Genomic DNA, 14,758 nt, shown 5'->3' with positions numbered 1-14,758 from the left:
GTTCCACTCAAGTCATTCTGGTTGGTCGTAGCCTTCGGCCAGGTGCTGGTCCTTGAGCTTGACGTAATTGCTGGCGCTGTAGGGGAAGAACGCGCGTTCTTTGTCGGTTAGCGGCCGGGCTTGTTTTACCGGGCTGCCCACATACAGGAAGCCGCTCTCCAGGCGCTTGCCGGGCGGTACCAGGCTGCCGGCGCCGATGATCACCTCGTCCTCGACGATGGCGCCGTCCATGATGGTGCTGCCCATGCCGACCAGGATCCGGTTGCCCAGGGTACAGCCATGCAGCATCACCTTGTGACCGATGGTCACTTCATCGCCGATGATCAGCGGGAAGCCATCTGGGTTGAAAGGGCCGGCATGGGTGATGTGCAGCACGCTGCCGTCCTGCACGCTGGTGCGTGCGCCAATGCGGATGCGGTGCATGTCGCCGCGTACTACAGTCAATGGCCAGACCGAGCTGTCTTCGCCAATCTCCACGTCGCCCAGCACCACCGCCGAGCGGTCGACGAAGGCCCGTGGTGCAACTATCGGAGTGTGTTGCTGGAAGCTTCGAATGGCCATGATAGGGTCTCTCATCTGTGCCGATAGGCAGGCTGCCTGCTGCGGTCGGCGTCGATTGTAATTAAGATGGTCCAGTGTTTCTTCTGCCAAGGTATCCAAACCGTGAGTGCGACCAACCCGCTTCTGCAGCCCTACGATCTGCCGCCCTTCTCGGCGATCCGCGCCGAACACGTGCTGCCGGCGATCGAAGAGATCCTGGCCGACAACCGCAAAGCCATTGCCGATATCCTCGAAAAGCAGGGCAAGAACCCTACCTGGGCTGGCCTGGTGCTGGCCATGGACGAACTGAATGACCGCCTAGGCGCTGCCTGGAGCCCAGTCAGCCACCTCAATGCTGTGTGCAACAGCAAGGAATTGCGCGAGGCCTACGAGTCTTGCCTGCCAGCGCTGAGCGCCTACTCTACCGAACTGGGCCAGAACCGTGCGCTGTTCGAAGCCTACGAGGCGCTGGTCAACAGCCCGGAAGCGGCGAGTTTCGACGTGGCGCAGAAGACCATCCTCGAACATGCCCTGCGCGACTTCCGCCTGTCGGGCATCGACCTGCCGGCCGACAAGCAGCAGCGCTATGCCGAAGTGCAGAGCAAGCTCAGCGAGCTGGGCAGCCGGTTCTCCAACCAGTTGCTCGATGCCACCCAGGCCTGGACCAAGCACGTCACCGACGAAGCCGTGCTGGACGGCCTGACCGATTCGGCCAAGGCGCAGATGGCGGCCGCAGCCCAGGCCAAAGACCTCGACGGCTGGCTGATCACCCTGGAATTCCCCAGCTATTACGCGGTGATGACCTACGCCAGCGACCGCGCCCTGCGCGAAGAGCTGTATGCCGCCTACTGCACCCGCGCCTCGGACCAAGGTCCTAATGCCGGCCAGTTCGACAATGGCCCGGTGATGCAGGAAATCCTCGACTTGCGTCAGGAACTGGCCAAGCTGCTGGGCTACCCGAACTATGCCGAGCTGAGCCTGGCCACCAAGATGGCCGAGTCCAGCGACCAGGTGCTGAGCTTCCTGCGTGACCTGGCCAAACGCTCCAAGCCGTTCGCTGCCCAGGACCTGGAGCAGCTCAAGGCTTACGCTGCCGAGCAGGGCTGCCCGCAGCTGTCCAGCTGGGATGCCGGTTACTTTGGCGAGAAGCTGCGCGAGCAACGCTACAGCGTGTCGCAGGAAACCCTGCGTGCCTACTTCCCGATCGACAAGGTGCTGTCGGGCCTGTTCAGCATCGTTCAGCGCCTGTACGGCATCGAAATCGCCGAGCTCAAAGGCTTCGACAGCTGGCACCCGGATGTACGCCTGTTCGAAATCAAGGAAAACGGCCAACACGTCGGCCGCTTCTTCTTCGACCTCTATGCCCGCGCCAACAAGCGCGGTGGCGCGTGGATGGACGGCGCCCGTGACCGTCGCCGCACCGTTGAAGGCGCGCTGCAGAGCCCGGTGGCCAACCTGGTGTGCAACTTCACCCCTGCCGCGCCCGGCAAGCCGGCGCTGTTGACCCATGATGAAGTCACTACCCTGTTCCACGAGTTCGGCCACGGCCTGCACCACCTGCTGACCCGCATCGAACATGCCGGTGTGTCTGGCATCAATGGCGTGGCCTGGGACGCGGTCGAGTTGCCGAGCCAGTTCATGGAGAACTGGTGCTGGGAGCCGGAAGGCCTGGCGCTGATCTCCGGCCATTACGAAACGGGCGCTGCCCTGCCCCAAGACCTGCTGGACAAGATGCTGGCGGCGAAGAATTTCCAGTCGGGCATGATGATGGTGCGCCAGCTGGAATTCTCGCTGTTCGACTTCGAGCTGCACGCCACCCATGGCGATGGCCGCAGCGTGCTGGACGTGCTCGAAGGCGTGCGCGACGAGGTGACCGTGATGCGCCCACCGGCGTACAACCGTTTCCCCAACAGCTTCGCGCACATCTTCGCGGGCGGTTATGCCGCGGGCTACTACAGCTACAAGTGGGCTGAGGTGCTGTCGGCCGACGCGTTCTCGCGCTTCGAGGAAGAAGGCGTGCTGAATGCCGAGACCGGCCGTGCCTTCCGCGAGGCGATCTTGGCGCGGGGTGGTTCGCGTGAGCCGATGGTGCTGTTCGTCGACTTCCGTGGCCGTGAGCCTTCCATCGATGCATTGCTGCGCCACTGCGGGCTGAGCGAGGACGCGGCGGCATGAGTGAGGTAGTTGTGAACAAGACCAAGAAGCGCTTTATCGCCGGGGCGGTCTGCCCGGCGTGCAGCGAGCCCGACAAGCTGATGATGTGGAACGAAGATGGCGTGCCGCACCGCGAGTGCGTGGCCTGCGGCTTCACCGATACCCTGAATGAACAAGGGCTGTCGGTGCCTTCGGAGCTCGGCACGCGGGTCAACCACCTGGCGCCCAAGCCGGCGCCGGCCAAGGTGCAGACCGTGCAGTTCTTCCCCAATCCGAAGCTGAAGAAACCGGCCGAATAAGGCCGGCCTGCCTGGCCGGGTGGTAGATAATCAAGCCTCTACCGCCCTGCCAGGTAGGCATGCTCGCCCGCTCCCCCACTGAGCAAGGCGATGCGTCATGGACAATCCCCTCCTGCAAGGCAGCAAGACCCCCGTCGATTATTCCGCGATCACCCTGCAGAACATGCAGGCGGCATTTGATCATGTGCTGCAGGCGCACGCACAAGGCATCGCCCGCATCATCGAACGGCAACAGGCGCTGCCCACCTGGGATGACCTGGTGTTGGCAGTCGATGAGCTGGATGCGCAATTGCTGGCGGTGCTCTATGCCGTCATGCCACTGATGGGTAAGGCGCCGAGCTGGGGCGAGGCGATTATGGACTTCTACGCCCGAGCGGTCGCACGCTTCGATCAAAAATTCACCAATAGCAGCCTGCAGGCACTCTACGCACGCTTGGCCAGCAGTGCCCATGGCATGAACCTGGTTGCGCAGCAGCGCGCCACCCTGAGTTGGCACCTGGACAAGTTCGCCAGCAGTGGCGTTGCGCTCGGCGAAGCCGACAAGGCGCGCCTGGTCGAGTTACAGACGCAGATCGGCAGCTTGCGCCAAGCGTTCTTAGGCAACCTCGACCGGCCAGGGCTGCTGGTTGATGATGAAGACGAACTGCGTGGCCTGCCACCCAGGCTGCGTGAGGAGCTGGCGGTGCGCGCTGAGGAAGCCGGCGAGCAAGGCTGGCTGGTCGCCTGCGAAAGCGCGTTCACCGAGGCCGTGCTGCGCCAGGCGGCCCACCGCCCCTTGCGAGAGCGGCTTTACCGCGCGTTTCATACCCGTGGCGTCAGCGCCGATATGGCGCAGGATAACGGCACCCCTCTACAGCAACTGGCCGAATGCCTGGACGAAAAAGCCCGCCTGTTGGGTGCTGCCAACCACGTCGAACTGAGCCTGCGCAGCAAGAGCGCCGGGTCGCTCAGCGAGGTTGGCGATTTTCTCCAGGGCCTGGCAGCGGCAGTGAAGCCGGCAATGGGGCAGTGGCGCACGAAGCTTCAGCAGCAGGCGACTGCGCAAAACCTGGGGCTTGTTCAGCCTTGGGACATCAGCTATCTACAGGCCACAGCGGGCGACGCCAGCGCCAATGAGGCCTTTCGTGATTACTTCCCGTTGAGTGCAGTGGTCACGGCCTTGACTGGCCTGGCCCGGCAACTGTTTGCGCTCGACCTGCGGCCCAGGCAGCTGGGTGCCTGGGACGACAGCGTGCAAAGTTTCGAGATCTGGCAAGACCACGCCTATATAGGCCTGCTTTACCTGGACGCGGTGCAACACGTCGGCAAACAGCCCGACGCCGTGTTCACCACCTATGTGCGTAACCGCCGCATCAATGCCGAGGGCATCTACCAGCCCGCAGTGGTGGTGGTGAACAGCGATATCCCCGCCGCACTGGCGGGCGCCGAGCCGTTGCTTGATCACCTGTCGCTGCGCAAGCTGTACCACGAGTTCGGCCATGTCCTGCACCACTTGCTGGTGCGCACCACCAACCAGGTCATGTCCAATGTCACCGAGCTGGGCAGTGATGGCGTGGAGCTGTTCGGCAAGCTGCTGGAGCGCTGGGTGTGGGATGCGCGTTACCTGGCGGGTATCGCAGCGCAGCGTGAAGATGGTAGTGCGCTGAGCGAGGCCCAGGCTGAGGCATACCTGAGCCAGTTCAAGCAGGAAGGCATCGAGGAAATCGGCCGCGACCTGAGCCTGGCGCTGTTCGACCTCGACCTGCACGGCGCGCCCCATGATGGCAGAACGCTTGAGCAGCGCCTGCAGCAAGCCCGCGGCCTTTGCGGCTACTGGCCTTTGGCGGATTTCGAGCACCCCGCGCATGCCTTTGATCACTTGGTCACTGGCTACGATGCCGGCTTTTACGCCTACCTATGGGCAGACGTGCATGCCCTCGACCTCTTCACGCGTTTCGAAGCACATGGCTTGCTCGACCGCGAAACGGGGCGCGCGCTGCAAGAGACCCTGTTCGAACCCGGTGCCTCGCAGCCCCTGCGTGATGGCATCGAAGCCTTCCTCGGGCGACTGCCCAGCCATGACGCCTACCTGCGGTGGTACGGGCTGGTCAGATAACCGCGTCAACCAGGCTTGCGCAGCTAATGGAGTGGTGAATAGTTAGGCCACTGCCGGCCCGACCGCCATGAATACTCGCCCACTCAACCCAGTCAGTAAGGCGAGTATTCATGGACAATCCACTCCTACAAGGCGGCAACATCCCCGTCGACTACCCCTCGATAACACGGGAGCACATCCTCGAGGCTGTCGAGCATGTGATTCTGGCGCATGAACAAGGTATCGCGCGCATTATCGAGCATCAGCAAGCACGGCCAACCTGGGATGACCTGGTACTGGCGGTGGACGAGTTGGATGCCCAGTTGTGGGCTGTGTGTTATGCCGTTTACCCGCTCATGGGTAAGAAGGGCTGGGACAAGGCGATTTTCGACTGTCACGGCAAGGTGAGTGCACGCAACGTTCAGCGATTTGGCGACAGCAGGTTGCAACCGTTGTATGCACGCCTGGCGAGCAGCGTTGATGGGGTAAGCCTGGATGCTTCAAAGCGCGCAACCTTGCGTTGGCACCTTGACATGTTCGTTACCGCAGGCGCTGCACTAGCCGCGACCGACAAGGCCCGCCTGGTTGAGTTGGAGGCGCAGATCGCGGCAGCGTGCCGGTCGTTCGCGGATAACATCACGTGGCCAGGGTTGTTGATCACGAGCGAGGCCGAACTGGACGGCCTTCCTCAAACACTGCGCGACCAGTTGGCGGCACGTGCCGATAAAGCTGGCGTGCAGGGCTGGATGATTGGTCATGACAAGGCCATCATCGAGGCGGTGCTGCAACACGCGCATGATCGCTCGCTGCGTAAAGACCTTTACCATGAAATCCATACTATTGGTGTGAGCGAAGACGTTGCGCAGGACAATGCTACCCATCTGCTGCGGCTTGTCGAACTCCGGGACGAAAGGGCGCGCCTGCTTGGCCTGGCTAATCACTCAGAATTGACCCTGTTGGAAAAGAGCGCAGGCTCGGTCATTCAGGTTCGCGTTTTTCTACAGTGTCTGGCAGAGGCGGTGGCCCCGGCGATGCTGCAATGGCGTTCGCATCTGGAGCAGCAGGCTGCTGCGCAGGGCATGGGAGCTGTTCGACCGTGGGACGTGAGTTACCTGAACAGCAAGCCGCAAGCGAGGTTACCTAGCGAGGGTTTTAGCCAGCACTTCCCCTTGAGCGCGGTAGTCGCGGCATTGAGTGACCTGGCACAGCATTTGTTCGCGCTCGACCTGCGGTTGACTCAGTTGCCGACCTGGCATGGCAGCGTGCAAGCATTCGAAGTGTGGCAGGACCATGCGCTGGTAGGGTATTTCTATCTGGACGCTGTGCAGCATGAGGGCAAGTACGGCGCTTCAGTCGCTACCGACCCCCTGCGCACTCGACGGATCAATGCTGAGGGCATTTTTCAGCCAGCAGTGGTAGTGGTTTATAGCGATATCCCAGCAGCACTGGCCGGCGCTGAGCCGCTGTTGGACCACCTCTCGCTTCGCAAGCTGTACCACGAGTTCGGCCTCGCCCTGTACCAGTTGCTGGTCCGTACCCCCACCCACTTCATGTCCATGGTGACGCCACTGGGCACCGATGGCATTGCGCTGATCGGTCGGTTGTTTGAGCGTTGGGTGTGGAACGCGCCCTACCTGACGAGTATCGCAGCGCCTCGGGCAGATGGCAGTGAGTTGAGCAGGGCCCAGGCCGAGGCGTTTTTGAGGCAGTTCAAGCAGAAAGGCATCGAGACTATTGGCCTAGACCTGAGCATGGCGCTGTTTGACCTCGACCTGCACAGCGCCCCGCGAGATGGCACATCCCTCGCAAGACGACTCGCAGAAGCCCGTGAGCTGTGCGGCTATTGGCCGTTGGAGGATTTCGAGCGCCCCGCGCATGCTTTCGATCGTTGGGTCAAAGGCGACGATGCCGGCTTTTACGCCTACCTATGGGCAGACGTGCATGCCTTCGACCTCTTCACGCGTTTCGAAGCACATGGCTTGCTCGACCGCGAAACGGGGCGCGCGCTGCAAGAGACCCTGTTCGAACCCGGTGCCTCGCAGCCGCTGCGTGATGGCATTGAAGCCTTCCTCGGGCGCCTGCCCAGCCACGCCGCCTATGCACGTTGGTACGGCCTGACCTGACCAGAGGCGCTGGAATAAACCGCATGCCATCTATACTGTATATGGATACAGTATAGGGGTGGATGATGATTCCTCCAGCACCGCAAAAAGGCCGTGGCACGGCGCATAACCCACACAACCGCTTTGCCCCGAACCATTCGGTTGCGGAGGATGACGGCTGGTACCAGGAAGTACCGCTGACCCAAGGCACCGAGGTGCGGGTCGAAACCGCCAAGACCGTCATCAGCCGCAACACCTCGCCCGACCTGCCCTTCGACCGGTCCATCAACCCCTATCGAGGTTGCGAGCATGGTTGTATCTACTGCTATGCCCGCCCCTCGCACGCGTATTGGGACCTGTCCCCAGGCCTGGATTTCGAGACCAAGCTGATCGCCAAGACCAATGCCGCCGACGTGCTCGAACAGCAGTTGAGCAAACCGGGCTATGTTTGCGCACCGATTAACCTGGGTTCGAACACCGACCCTTACCAGCCCATCGAGCGTGACCACCTGCTGACCCGGCGCTTGCTTGAAGTGCTGCTGCGCTTCCGCCACCCGGTGACCATCGTCACCAAAGGGTCGCTGGTGCTGCGTGACCTCGACCTGTTGTCCGAGATGGCCAGCCAGCGGCTGGTGCGGGTGATGATCAGCCTGACGACGCTGGACGATGACCTCAAGCGGGTGCTTGAGCCCCGTGCGGCATCGCCCAAGGCGAGGCTGCGGGCGATCCGGGTGCTGCGCGAGGCGGGTGTGCCGGTGGGGGTCTTGTGTTCGCCGATGATACCGATGATCAACGACAGTGAACTGGAGCGCTTGCTGGAGGCCGCCAAGGAGGCCGGTGCGCAAAGCGCTGCCTACATGATGTTGCGCCTGCCGCTGGAAGTGGCGCCGCTGTTCGAGCAGTGGTTACAGGACCATTACCCCCAGCGTGCGGCTCATGTGTTGAGCCTGATTCGCCAGAGCCGCGGCGGTGAACTGTATGACAGTCGCTTTGGTGCACGCATGCGCGGCGAAGGCATTTTCGCCGAGCTGCTGGCTCAGCGGTTCGCCAAAGCCTTGCGCAAACTGGCATTCGAGGGGCGCGAAGCACAGGCGCTCGATTGCTCGAAGTTCTGCCCGCCTGGTGGCCAGTTGGCACTGTTCTGACTGCCCCCCAATAACGCCGAAGTGGCACCCTAGATATCAAAGTGGCATCTAATTGCCACTACTCAGCGACACTTCAGCGGAGCCGGTGAAGTTGAAGTGCCTGCGGAGCCTATATTCATACTGGATCAACTTTCCCTGGCCGCGTTTTACGCAAGAATACGTCGCGTGCAAGTGTGAACTCTGTCAAATTTTTCGAGCCATTTAATACTGGCAAAGATAGTGGCACTTAAATATCAAATTAATATAGATGTTCTGTTAAGCCCAGATTTTACGGTGCCTGCAGCCATTCCTGTCTGACTAGTCAATGGGACGTTAGTCCCAAGCGTGTAAGAGAAAGCTTACAAAGCTGTAAGAGATCGACTCTTTCGTTAGTAATTGTTGCCGGGTAACCTGCGCGCCCTTGTGAAGTGGCTCGCATAACACGAACAAATTCTGCAATTGCAGGTTAGTTCGCGGGCGGTGACATTCCGCTTCGCCATTAGTTCAAAGAACTGCACGAGAAAACATTTGGAGTGCCCTCCCCAAGACCTTGGGGTGGTATCTATTTTCATGGACGATCAAGTGTGGAAATCGCAGAAACTGCCAGCCTGAAAGAGCGCGCCAAAAAGAAACTGGAGCGCGACGCCGGCCCCCTCATCATCGATGCACTCAACGATCCGCAGACCGTTGAGCTGATGTGCAATGGCGACGGCAAACTCTGGCTGGAGCAGTTGGGCAAGCCGATGAGGCACATCGGCGACCTGCGCCCGGCCCAGGCCGAGTCCATCATCAAGACTGTGGCCGGCTTCCACGGCAAGGAAGTGACCCGCAGCAAGCCGTTGCTCGAGGGCGAGTGGCCGCTGGACGGTTCGCGCTTCGCCGGCCAACTGCCGCCCGTGGTGCGTGCGGCCACCTTTGCCATCCGTAAGAAAGCGGTGGCCATCTACACCCTGGACCAATATGTCGAATCGGGGATCATGACCCCGATCCAGTGCGACGCCATCAAGCGCGCCATCCGCGATCACCGCAACATCCTGGTCATCGGCGGTACCGGTACCGGCAAGACCACCCTGGTCAACGCCGTCATCAACGAAATGGTCGTGGAGTTCCCTAGCGAGCGGGTCTTCATCATCGAAGACACCGGCGAGATCCAGTGCGCGGCCAAGAACTTCGTGCAGTACCACACCACCGTCGATGTGAGCATGACCCACTTGCTCAAGACCTCCCTGCGCATGCGCCCAGATCGCATCCTGGTGGGCGAGGTGCGCGGTGAAGAAGCGCTCGACCTGATCGATGCCTGGAACACCGGCCACCCTGGCGGCGCGGCGACGTTGCACGCCAACAGCGCCAGCGAGGGGCTGACCCGCCTCAAATCCCTGGTTTCCCGCAATAAATCGGCCCCGGCCGAAATCGAACCGCTAATTGGCGAAGCGGTTCACGTCGTCATCTCCATCGCCAGAACCCCAGAAGGCCGCCGCATTCAGGAAATCCTCGAGGTTTCCGGGTACGACAACGGCCGCTACACCATGCGCAATCTTTAAGGAAAACACTGCACATGCACGCCAACACTTCGCTGTTCCGTTTCAATGCCCAAACGTTTGGCTACCTGGCTTTCAGCTTCCTGCTGCTGGCGGTGATGGTTGCGCCGGAGAATGCCTTTGCGGCTGGCACCGGCGGCGGCTTGCCCTATGAAAGCTGGCTGGAAAACCTGCGTAAATCGGTGACCGGCCCGGTAGCGTTTGCCCTGTCGATCATTGGCATCGTGGTAGCCGGTGGCGTGCTGATCTTCGGCGGCGACCTCAACGGTTTCTTCCGTAGCCTGATCTTCCTCGTGCTGGTAATGGCGCTGATCGTGGGTGCCAACAACATCATGCAGAGCTTCTTCACCTCCAGCGCCGAGCTGGCACAGCTGCTGCCTCAGCACAGCCTGGTACAGGGTCAGGTCTGAAGTATGGCACTGCGCACGATTCCCATCCGGCGGGCCGGCAACCGGGACAACCTGTTCATGGGCGGGGATCGCGAGCTGGTGATGTTCTCCGGGTTGCTCGCCTTCGCGCTGATTTTCAGCGCCCAGGAAGTACGGGCAACCGTGGTGGGCCTGGTGCTCTGGTTCGGCTCGCTGTTCGTCTTCCGCGTAATGGCCAAGTCCGACTCGAAAATGCGCCACGTCTACCTTCGTCACCGCCGCTACAAGCCTTACTACCCGGCGCGTAGCACACCGTTCAGGGACAATCCTCCAAGTCAGGGAAGTCAATACAAATGATCGAAGGTATTGCGTACGCCATCGCAGCCCTCGGTGCTCTGCTGGTGCTGCTGCTGATCCAGCGTCTGCTGCAGGTGGATGCGGAGCTCAAGCTGAAGAAGCACCGTTCGACAGAGGCCGGGTTGTCCGACCTGCTGAACCACGCGGCGATGGTCGACGACGGGGTGATCGTGGGCAAGAACGGCGCCTTTATGGCCGCCTGGCTTTACCGGGGTGACGACAACGCCAGCAGCACCGACGCCCAGCGTGAACTGGTTTCGCTGCGGATCAACCAGGCCTTGGCTGGCTTGGGCAACGGTTGGATGATCCACGTGGATGCGGTTCGCCGCCCGGCGGCAAACTACTCCGCCCAAGGCGTCTCACACTTCGCTGACAGCCTGACCGAAGCCATGGACGAAGAGCGCCGCGCCTACTTCGAGTCGTTGGGGACCATGTACGAAGGCTACTTCGTGCTGAGCCTCACCTATTTCCCGCCGATGCTGGCCCAGCAGAAGTTCGTCGAACTGATGTTCGACGACGACACCGCGCCACCGGACGCCAAGCTGCGCACGCGCAACTTGATCGAGCAATTCAAGCGCGACTGCTTGAGCGTCGAGGGCAGCCTGGCCGCAGTGCTCAAGCTGACCCGCCTGAAGGGTAACCGTCAAATCACCGAGGAAGGCGCGCACATCACCCATGACGATTTGCTCAGCTGGGTGCAGTTCTGTGTCACCGGCGTGAGCCAGCCCGTCTTGCTGCCGAGCAACCCGATGTATCTGGATGCTGTCATCGGTGGCAAGGAGCTCTGGGGCGGCGTGGTGCCGAAGATCGGCCGCAACTTCATTCAGGTGGTGGCCATCGAAGGGTTCCCGCTGGAGTCGGCACCCGGCATTCTCTCGGCGCTGGCCGAGTTGCCCTGCGAGTACCGGTGGTCCAGCCGCTTTATTTTCATGGATACCCATGAAGCGGTGCAGCACCTGGAAAAGTACCGCAAGAAGTGGAAGCAGAAAGTCCGTGGCTTCTTCGACCAGGTATTCAACACCAACAACAGCAACATCGACCAGGATGCCCTGGCCATGGTGCAGGACGCGGCCGATGCCATCGCCGAGGTCAACAGCGGCCTGGTTGCGCAGGGTTACTACACCAGCGTGGTGGTACTGATGGGCGAAGACCGTGTGCGTGTCGAAGAGTCCGCACGTAGTGTCGAGAAGGCCATCGAGCGCCTGGGCTTCGCCGCCCGCATCGAGACCATCAACACCCTCGACGCCTACCTGGGCAGCCTGCCGGGCCACGGCGTAGAGAACGTGCGTCGCCCGCTGATCAACACCTTGAACCTGGCCGACCTGCTGCCCACCAGCAGCATCTGGACCGGCAGCGCCGATGCGCCCTGCCCGCTCTACCCGCCGCTGTCGCCAGCCTTGATGCATTGCGTGACCAGCGGTGCCACGCCATTCCGCCTGAATCTGCATGTACGCGATCTGGGGCATACCTTCATGTTCGGCCCGACCGGTGCGGGCAAGTCGACCCACCTGGCGCTGATCGCCGCACAACTGCGCCGCTATCGGGGCATGTCGATCTTCGCCTTCGACAAGGGCATGTCGATGTACCCGCTGGCGGCCGGTATTCGCGCCGAAAGCAATGGCCGCTCCGGGCGCCACTTCACCGTGGCGGCAGACGACGAACAGTTGGCCTTCTGCCCGTTGCAGTTCCTCGAAACCAAAGGTGATCGCGCCTGGGCGATGGAGTGGCTGGATACCGTGCTGGCGCTCAATGGCCTTGAAACCACTGCCGCGCAGCGCAACGAAATCGGCCACGCGGTAATGACCATGTTCCGCGACGGCTCCCGCACCCTGTCTGAGTTCTGCATCATCGTGCAGGACGAAGCCGTGCGCGAGACCCTGCGCCAGTACACGGTCGACGGCACCATGGGGCACTTGCTCGATGCCGAGGAAGATGGCCTGTCGCTCTCCGACTTCACCGTGTTCGAGATCGAAGAGCTGATGAACCTGGGCGACAAGTACGCCCTGCCGGTACTGCTGTATCTGTTCCGCCGCATCGAATGCGCGCTCAAAGGCCAGCCGGCGGTGATCATCCTCGACGAAGCCTGGCTGATGCTCGGCCACCCGGTCTTCCGCGAGAAGATCCGTGAGTGGCTCAAGGTACTGCGTAAGGCCAACTGCCTGGTGCTGATGGCCACCCAGAGCCTGTCGGACGCGGCGAACTCGGGGATTCTCGACGTCATCGTCGAGTCCACCGCTACCAAGATCTTCCTGCCCAATGTCTATGCCCGCGACGAGGACACCGCTGCCCTTTATCGCCGCATGGGCCTCAACGCCCGGCAGATCGAGATTTTGGCCACCGCTATTCCCAAGCGCCAGTACTACTACGTGTCGGAAAACGGCCGACGCCTTTACGACCTGGCGCTGGGCCCACTGGCCCTGGCTTTCGTCGGCTCTTCCGACAAAGAGTCCGTGGCTGCCATCAAGCGCCTGGAAGCCAAATATGGCAATGCCTGGGTGGCGGAATGGCTGGCTGCCAGGGGCCTGAGACTGAATGATTATGGAGTCGCCGCATGAACCTCGCAGACAGCATCAAGGGACTCATTTTCAAGCGTCCCGCCAATGCTACCGCCAAAGCAGAGACGCCCCAGGGCGCCGTCCTCGACAACCCGTACCTGACGGCCCGCCGCACCTGGAATGACCATGTTGGTAGCTTGGTGACCTCCCGCCAGTCCTGGCAGGTGGTGGGTATCCTCTCGATGATGGTCGCCCTCGCCGGTGTCGGCGGCATCATTCACATCGGCAGCCAGTCGAAGTTCGTGCCCTATGTGGTGGAGGTCGACAAGCTCGGCCAGCCAATGGCTGTAGCGCCTGCGCAGGTCGCGGTACCGGTCGACCTGCGGGTCATCAAGTCGCAGATAGCGTCCTTTATCGCCGATGCGCGCACGGTCACCCCCGACGTTGCACTGCTGCGCAAGTCCATTTTCCGGCTATACGCCCTGCTTGGGCCGAATGACCCGGCGACCCAGAAGATGAACGAGTGGCTCAACGGCAGCAAGGAGGCCAGCCCGTTCGTACGTGCCGCCGAAGAAACCGTCAGTGTCGATATCCGTTCGGTCATGCAGCAGACCCCGGAGACCTGGCAGGTGGATTGGGAAGAAGTCACCCGTGACCGCCAGGGCATGCTCAAGGGCAAGGCCACCTGGCGCGCCCTGGTCACCACCTACACCGCCGAACCCACTACCCAGACCAGCGAGGAGCAAGTACGGATGAACCCGATCGGGACCTACGTCCGTGACTTCTCTTGGTCCAAGCAACTCTGAAGGATCGACCATGAACCGTTACCTTTGCGCCATGCTCGCGGCGGCTTTGCCCGCGTTCGCGCAGGCTGCGCCGGGCACCAGCGCCGCCGATCTGTACTTTTCCGATGCCAACCCGACCCTGACCGCGCAGGAGAAGGCCGCACTGGCGATTTCCCAGCGCTGGCAGCAGGCCAGTGCCACCGGCATCAAGCCAGTGGATGGCGGTGACGGCACCGCACGTTTCATTTTCGGCGCCCAGCAGCCGAGCATCGTCTGCGCCGTGCTGCAGGTCTGCGACATCGCCTTGCAGGCGGGTGAGCAGGTCAACTCGATCAACCTCGGCGACACCGCGCGCTGGACAGTCGAGCCGGCGATTACCGGCGTGGGCGAGAGCGAAGTCCAGCACCTGATCATCAAACCGATGGATGTGGGCCTGGAGACCTCGTTGGTGGTCACCACCAACCGCCGCACCTACCACTTCAAGCTGCGTTCGCACCGTACCGAGTACATGCCGCAAGTCGCCTTCACCTACCCGGAAGAAGCGCTGGCGAAGTGGAACCTGATCAAGAACCGCGAAACCACCGAGCGCCGTAAGGCGACCATCCCGGAAACCGGCGAATACCTGGGCAACCTGAACTTCGACTACAGCGTCAGCGGTGAAACCTCCTGGAAGCCGGTGCGTGTGTACAACGACGGCAGCAAGACCATCATCCAGATGCCACGCACCATGGGCCAGACCGAAGCGCCGGCCCTGGTGGTCGTGCGCAAGGACGGTGGCTGGTTCAAGGATGATGAGACCGTGATGGTCAACTACCGGGTTCAGGGCGACCGCTACATCGTCGACACCGTATTCGACAAGGCCATCCTGATTGCTGGCGTCGGCAAGTCGCAGGACCGCGTCACCATCCAGAGGGGTAAATAA

The 14,758-nt window shown here is 61.7% G+C and carries 12 protein-coding genes; 11 read left to right on the top strand and 1 reads right to left on the bottom strand.

Going from position 1 to position 14,758, the window contains the following annotated elements; all coding sequences use genetic code 11:
- Positions 1-12: 12 nt before the first annotated feature.
- Positions 13-561 carry a gamma carbonic anhydrase family protein gene (locus tag MFF34_RS01845; protein WP_238209850.1) on the bottom strand — a complete coding sequence of 183 codons (549 nt, stop codon included), beginning with the start codon at positions 559-561 and terminating at the stop codon, positions 13-15.
- 102 nt (positions 562-663) lie between these two features.
- Here MFF34_RS01845 and prlC point away from each other — a divergent pair, with 102 nt between their 5' ends.
- The 11 genes from prlC to trbG all read left to right on the top strand — a co-directional run bounded on the left by prlC (position 664) and on the right by trbG (position 14,758).
- Positions 664-2,715, top strand: coding sequence for an oligopeptidase A (prlC, locus tag MFF34_RS01840; protein ID WP_238209848.1), 2,052 nt, complete (start codon positions 664-666; stop codon positions 2,713-2,715).
- Positions 2,712-2,993, top strand: coding sequence for a YheV family putative zinc ribbon protein (locus tag MFF34_RS01835; protein ID WP_027592019.1), 282 nt, complete (start codon positions 2,712-2,714; stop codon positions 2,991-2,993). The genes prlC and MFF34_RS01835 overlap by 4 nt, the downstream gene beginning before the upstream one ends.
- 97 nt (positions 2,994-3,090) lie before the next feature.
- Positions 3,091-5,088 (top strand): M3 family metallopeptidase, encoded by a 1,998-nt coding sequence (locus MFF34_RS01830; protein ID WP_238209845.1) that lies wholly within the window; start codon positions 3,091-3,093, stop codon positions 5,086-5,088.
- A 110-nt stretch (positions 5,089-5,198) separates the two neighbouring features.
- Positions 5,199-7,190 carry a M3 family metallopeptidase gene (locus MFF34_RS01825; RefSeq protein ID WP_238209843.1) on the top strand — a complete coding sequence of 664 codons (1,992 nt, stop codon included), beginning with the start codon at positions 5,199-5,201 and terminating at the stop codon, positions 7,188-7,190.
- Between the two features lie 65 nt (positions 7,191-7,255).
- Positions 7,256-8,314 carry a PA0069 family radical SAM protein gene (locus tag MFF34_RS01820; protein WP_238209842.1) on the top strand — a complete coding sequence of 353 codons (1,059 nt, stop codon included), beginning with the start codon at positions 7,256-7,258 and terminating at the stop codon, positions 8,312-8,314.
- Between the two features lie 569 nt (positions 8,315-8,883).
- On the top strand, positions 8,884-9,834 hold the full coding sequence (trbB, locus tag MFF34_RS01815) for a P-type conjugative transfer ATPase TrbB (RefSeq protein WP_308445328.1): 951 nt from the start codon (positions 8,884-8,886) through the stop codon (positions 9,832-9,834).
- A gap of 14 nt (positions 9,835-9,848) precedes the next feature.
- Positions 9,849-10,241: a TrbC/VirB2 family protein gene (locus tag MFF34_RS01810; protein WP_186679219.1), complete on the top strand. Its 393-nt coding sequence runs from the start codon at positions 9,849-9,851 to the stop codon at positions 10,239-10,241.
- A 3-nt stretch (positions 10,242-10,244) separates the two neighbouring features.
- Complete coding sequence (locus MFF34_RS01805; protein WP_186679215.1) at positions 10,245-10,556, top strand: conjugal transfer protein TrbD; 312 nt, start codon at positions 10,245-10,247, stop codon at positions 10,554-10,556.
- Positions 10,553-13,111, top strand: coding sequence for a VirB4 family type IV secretion/conjugal transfer ATPase (locus tag MFF34_RS01800; protein WP_186679213.1), 2,559 nt, complete (start codon positions 10,553-10,555; stop codon positions 13,109-13,111). The genes MFF34_RS01805 and MFF34_RS01800 overlap by 4 nt, the downstream gene beginning before the upstream one ends.
- Positions 13,108-13,857 (top strand): conjugal transfer protein TrbF, encoded by a 750-nt coding sequence (locus MFF34_RS01795; protein WP_186679210.1) that lies wholly within the window; start codon positions 13,108-13,110, stop codon positions 13,855-13,857. The genes MFF34_RS01800 and MFF34_RS01795 overlap by 4 nt, the downstream gene beginning before the upstream one ends.
- 10 nt (positions 13,858-13,867) lie before the next feature.
- Positions 13,868-14,758 carry a P-type conjugative transfer protein TrbG gene (trbG, locus tag MFF34_RS01790; RefSeq protein ID WP_186679206.1) on the top strand — a complete coding sequence of 297 codons (891 nt, stop codon included), beginning with the start codon at positions 13,868-13,870 and terminating at the stop codon, positions 14,756-14,758.

The organism is Pseudomonas sp. PAGU 2196 (assembly GCF_022179005.1).
Taxonomy (GTDB): domain Bacteria; phylum Pseudomonadota; class Gammaproteobacteria; order Pseudomonadales; family Pseudomonadaceae; genus Aquipseudomonas; species Aquipseudomonas kermanshahensis.
This window is presented reverse-complemented; position numbering and strand designations above follow the sequence as displayed.

Coding starts and splice junctions, on each gene's coding strand:
- MFF34_RS01845 (WP_238209850.1), bottom strand. CDS start 561: ATGGCCATTCGAAGCTTCCAGCAACACACTCCGATAGTTGCACCACGG.
- MFF34_RS01835 (WP_027592019.1), top strand. CDS start 2,712: ATGAGTGAGGTAGTTGTGAACAAGACCAAGAAGCGCTTTATCGCCGGG.
- MFF34_RS01830 (WP_238209845.1), top strand. CDS start 3,091: ATGGACAATCCCCTCCTGCAAGGCAGCAAGACCCCCGTCGATTATTCC.
- MFF34_RS01825 (WP_238209843.1), top strand. CDS start 5,199: ATGGACAATCCACTCCTACAAGGCGGCAACATCCCCGTCGACTACCCC.
- MFF34_RS01820 (WP_238209842.1), top strand. CDS start 7,256: ATGATTCCTCCAGCACCGCAAAAAGGCCGTGGCACGGCGCATAACCCA.
- MFF34_RS01810 (WP_186679219.1), top strand. CDS start 9,849: ATGCACGCCAACACTTCGCTGTTCCGTTTCAATGCCCAAACGTTTGGC.
- MFF34_RS01805 (WP_186679215.1), top strand. CDS start 10,245: ATGGCACTGCGCACGATTCCCATCCGGCGGGCCGGCAACCGGGACAAC.
- MFF34_RS01800 (WP_186679213.1), top strand. CDS start 10,553: ATGATCGAAGGTATTGCGTACGCCATCGCAGCCCTCGGTGCTCTGCTG.
- MFF34_RS01795 (WP_186679210.1), top strand. CDS start 13,108: ATGAACCTCGCAGACAGCATCAAGGGACTCATTTTCAAGCGTCCCGCC.
- trbG (WP_186679206.1), top strand. CDS start 13,868: ATGAACCGTTACCTTTGCGCCATGCTCGCGGCGGCTTTGCCCGCGTTC.